We start from the raw sequence: 5,066 nt of genomic DNA, 5'->3' as shown, positions 1-5,066 counted from the left end.
GGCTGGTGGTGTTGAGGTTGCGGCGGTGAATGGTCCGGGGTCGACGATTGTGTCGGGGGATCGGGTGTGTGTGGAGGGGTTGGTTGCGGGGTTTGGTGTGCGGGGTGTGCGGGCGCGGGTGTTGCCGGTGAGTTATGCGTCGCATTGTGCGCATATGGATGTGTTGGCGCCGCGTATTGGGGAGGCGGTGGGGCGGGTTTCTCCTGGTGGGACGCGGGTGCCGTTTTATTCGACGGTTGTGGGTGGTGTGGTGGCTGGTGAGGAGTTGGGTGGTGGGTATTGGGAGCGGAATTTGCGGTGCCCGGTGCGGTTTGGGGAGACGGTGGGGGGTTTGTTGGATGCGGGGTATCGGCGGTTTGTGGAGGTGAGTGCGCATCCGGTGTTGACCTCGGCGATCGAGGATGTTGTCGATGAGCATCCGGAGCGTCCTGAGGTGATCGTGACGGGGTCGTTGCAGCGTGATCATGGTGATCTGCGTCAGATGCTGACCTCCGCCGCCCGGCTGTGGGCGCACGGCACCGACATCACCTGGCCCACCCCCACCCCGACCGCACCAACCTCGTCATCCACCGAGTGCGTGGAGCTGCCCACCTACCCCTTCCAACGCCAGTCGTACTGGGCAACGCACACGACGGGAACCACTGACGCCACCACACTGGGTCTCACTGCCACGGCTCATCCGCTGCTCGGCGCGCTGACCGAGCTGCCGGACGGCGGTCACCTGTTCACGGGCAGCGTTTCGCTGGACTCCCAGCCCTGGCTCGCGGACCACGCCATCGCGGAGATGGTGCTGCTGCCCGGAACGGCCTTCCTGGAACTCGCGCTGCACGCCTGCACAGAGCTGGGCTGCGCGGAGATCGAAGAACTCACCGTCGGTACAGCTCTCGTCGTCCCCGAGCAGGGTACGGTCCAGCTCCAGGTGACGGTTGAGGCACCGGACGAGAACGGCTGCCGGGCGATGTCCATACGGTCTCAGCCGCTGGCCGCCGACAAGCAGAGCCATGAGCCCTCCGTCTGGACCACACACGCGACGGGCACCCTGGCCGTGGATTCGGACGAGGAACTGGACACCGACCGCGCGGAGACGGCCGGGCGACTCGAGGTGTGGCCTCCTGCACAGGCCACGGCGTGCGACGTGGACCAGCTCTACGATCGGTTCGCGGACCTGGGCTACGAGTACGGTCCACTGTTCCGCGGGCTGCACAGCGCCTGGCGAACGGAACAACAGACGTACGGTGACGCGCATCTTCCGGGCGAGGCGGAGGGGAAGCAGGACAAGCCGTTCCACGTGCACCCCGCGCTGTTCGACGCGGCGCTGCACGCCGGTGCGCTCCGTACGCTGCTCCCGCAAGAAGCGTCAGGAGACACGGGCCACCCGGCCGGGGACGCGGTCCGGCTGCCGTTCTCCTGGCGCGGAGTCAGGTCGCTCGGCACCGGCACCGTGACCGGTGCGTCGAGCCTGCGGGCCCGTCTGACGCATCTGACAGACGAGTCATTCGCCGTCCTGCTTGCCGACGAGACCGGGGCCCCACTCGTGACGGTGGACTCCCTCACGACGCGCCGCTTGAGCAGCGACCAGTTGGGCAAGGCCGCAGCAGCAGCCCTGCAGACCGCGCCGTACCAGCTGGAGTGGACTCCGCTGACCGACGAAGCGGCAAGTGAAGGAGCCCCGGCCGCCTCCTGGGGTGTGCTCGGCGCCGACTCGGACTGGTCGTGGGCGAGCGAGGAGCTGTCTGTCACCCACTACGCGGACGTGACCGCGCTGCGGGACGAGATGTCGGCGGAAGCACCGGTGCCGGACACCGTGATGACCGTCTGTGGCGACACAAGCCTCCGCGCTGAGGAGGACGGTCAGGGTTCGGTGGCCTACCGCGCTCACGCGCTGGCGGAGCAGGTGCTGGATGTGGTGCGGGGGTGGTTGGGTGAGGAGCGGTTGAGCGGGTCGCGGTTGGTGCTTGTCACGCGGGGCGCGGTCGCTGCGGGTGGGGGTGAGGGTGTGCCGGATGTGGCGGCGGCGACCTGCTGGGGTCTGGTGCGCAGTGCGCAGAGTGAGAATCCGGGTCGGTTGGTGTTGGTGGATGCGGAGCCCGGTGAGGGGCCGGTGTCGTGGGGGTCGGTCGCGGCTGCGGTCGCGGGTGCGGTTTCGGCTGGGGAGTGGCAGGTGGCGTTGCGTGGGGGCCGGGTGTTGGTGCCGCGGCTGGCCAAGACCAGCGGGGACACGGCCGCGCTCCCGGTCGACGAGGGTGGTCTGTCGGTGCTGGGTGGTGGCGGGACGGTCCTGGTGACGGGTGGTACCGGTGTGCTGGGTGCGGCTACCGCGCGGCATCTGGTTTCCCGGTATGGGGTGGAGCGGTTGTTGCTGGTCAGCCGCAGTGGTATGGAGGCTGCGGGTGCTGCCGGCTTGGTGGCTGAGTTGGAGGGGGCGGGGGCGTGGGTGGAGGTGGCCGCGTGTGACGTGGCCGACCACGACGCACTGGCCCGGCTCCTGGACGCTGTTCCCGCGGAGCATCCTTTGAGTGCGGTCTTCCATACGGCTGGTGTGCTGGAGGATGCGACGCTGGGTTCGTTGTCGTCGGCGGGTTTGGCGCGGGTGTTGCGGCCGAAGGTGGATGCGGCCTGGAATCTGCATGAGCTGACTCGGGGTGCCGGGTTGTCGGCGTTCGTGTTGTTCTCCTCCATCGCCGGCACCTTGGGCACGCCGGGGCAGGCCAATTACGCGGCGGGCAACACGTTCCTGGACGCGTTGGCTCAGCATCGCCACGCGCAGGGTCTTCCTGCTGTCTCGTTGGCGTGGGGTTTGTGGGAGGAGACCAGTGGCATGACCGGTGCGCTGGTCGGCACCGACCGCGACCGACTGACCCGGGGCGGACTGGTCCCCCTGACCACCGAGCAGGGCATGACACTGCTCGACACCGCACTGGAGCGACCGGATGACGCGTTCCTGGTGGCCGCGAAACTCAACATGGCCGTGCTGCGAGCAGCCGATGCCGCGCAGACCTCGCCCCCCCTCCGCGGCCTGCTGCCCGCACCCAAACGACACGCCACCACAGGCCCCGTATCGCGTCGTCTGCTGCGTATGTCGCCGGAAGAACAGCGGCGAGAGGTCCTACGGCTGGTCCGCACGCACACGGCCAATGTGCTGGGACACGCCGAGCCCGAGGCTGTTGATCCCGGTCGCGCTTTCAAGGAGGTCGGCTTCGACTCGTTGACTGCGGTGGAGCTTCGTAATCGACTGAACGCGGCTACCGAGTTGCGACTCCCAGCCACGTTGACTTTCGACTATCCGACGCCCGATGCATTGACCGAGCATCTGTTGTCCCAGCTGACCGCCGCCGCGCTCGCGTCTTCCTCGACGCCCGTCGCGACAGCGCCTGCCACCGCCGCCACCGCTGAGCCGATCGCAATCGTCGGGATGGCGTGTCATTACCCGGATGGTATCGACAGTCCGGCGGATTTGTGGCGGCAGTTGGTTGAGGGGCGGGATGCCACGGGTGATTTCCCGGTCAATCGGGGGTGGGATCCGGGGCTGTATGACCCTGATCCTGAGCAGACGGGGAAGAGCTATACGCGTCGTGGTGGTTTTCTCCATGACGCGGATCAGTTCGATGCGGAGTTCTTCGGTATCAGTCCGCGTGAGGCGCTGGCGATCGATCCCCAGCAGCGGTTGTTGCTGGAGACGGCCTGGGAGGCGATCGAGTCCGCCGGCATCGATCCGGAAACTCTTCGCGACAATGTCACCGGCGTCTATACGGGGCTGATGTACAACGACTACGCCACCCGTCTGAACACAAGTCCGCCTCCGGGCTACGAGGGATATCTCGGCAACGGCAGCGCGGGCAGCGTGGCCTCAGGACGGATCTCCTACACGCTCGGACTCGAAGGTCCTGCGGTCACGGTGGATACGGCGTGTTCGTCGTCGTTGGTGGCGTTGCATTTGGCGGCGCAGGCGTTGCGGGGTGGTGAGTGTCGTTATGCCCTTGCGGGTGGGGCGACGGTGATGGCGACTCCACAGTTGTTCGTGGAGTTCAGTCGTCAGCGGGGCCTGGCTGCGGACGGTCGGTGCAAGTCGTTCGCCGCGGCGGCGGATGGGACGGGTTTCGGTGAGGGCGTCGGTCTGGTGCTGCTCACTCCGTTGTCTCATGCGCGGGAATTGGGGCATCCGGTCCTGGCGACTATCCAGGGAAGCGCGACCAATCAGGATGGTGCGAGTAATGGGTTGACGGCGCCGAATGGTCCGTCGCAGGAGCGGGTGATCCGTGCGGCGTTGGCGGATGCCGATCTGCCTGCGAGTGGTGTGGATGTGGTGGAGGCGCACGGTACCGGCACCACGTTGGGTGATCCGATCGAGGCGCAGGCGCTGCTGGCGACCTATGGGCAGGACCGCCCCGGCGACCAGCCGTTGTGGCTTGGCTCCGTGAAGTCGAACATTGGGCACACGCAGGCTGCTGCGGGGGTGGCGGGTGTGATCAAGATGGTGGAGGCGATGCGGCACGGCATGCTCCCGCGCACACTGCACGTGGACGAGCCCACCCCGCACGTGGACTGGTCCACGGGTGCGGTGCGGCTGCTGACGGAGTCGACCGAGTGGCCGGAGACCGGGCGCCCGCGTCGGGCTGCGGTCTCCTCGTTCGGCATCAGCGGCACGAATGCCCATGTGGTGCTTGAGGCCCCGCCCGTACCCGAGGAGGTGCCTTCGGAGGGGCCGGGTGTTGAGGAGCCGGGCGGGGTTGTGTCGTGGGTGTTGTCGGCGAAGTCGCAGGTCGCGTTGCGTGCCCAGGCAGCCCGCCTGGAAGAGCATCTACAGGCCCATGCTGAGCTGGGGGCGTCGGCTGTTGCGGGTGCGTTGGCCACCACCCGCACCGTCTTCGACCACCGCGCCGTCGTCACCGGCACGGATCGTGCTGAGCTGGTCGAGGGCCTGCGTGCACTGGCCCGAGACGAGACGCACCCGGGGGTGGTGTGTCCGGGGAAGGCTGCGGATGCTTCGGGGCGGACGGCGTTCCTGTTCTCCGGGCAGGGCTCCCAGCGCGCCGGAGCCGGTGCTGGGCTGTATGCCGTCGAGCCGG

At 67.9% G+C, this 5,066-nt stretch carries 1 protein-coding gene; it reads left to right on the top strand.

All coding sequences use genetic code 11. The features are described from left to right. Nucleotides 1–25: 25 nt before the first annotated feature. Nucleotides 26–5,066, top strand: a 5,041-nt coding sequence (locus DTL70_RS33490; RefSeq protein ID WP_342776474.1) for an SDR family NAD(P)-dependent oxidoreductase, incomplete at its 3' end; no start/stop codon positions are given.

The sequence above is a fragment of the Streptomyces diacarni genome, from assembly GCF_003323715.1.
GTDB classification, from domain to species: Bacteria; Actinomycetota; Actinomycetes; order Streptomycetales; family Streptomycetaceae; genus Streptomyces; species Streptomyces diacarni.
This window is presented reverse-complemented; position numbering and strand designations above follow the sequence as displayed.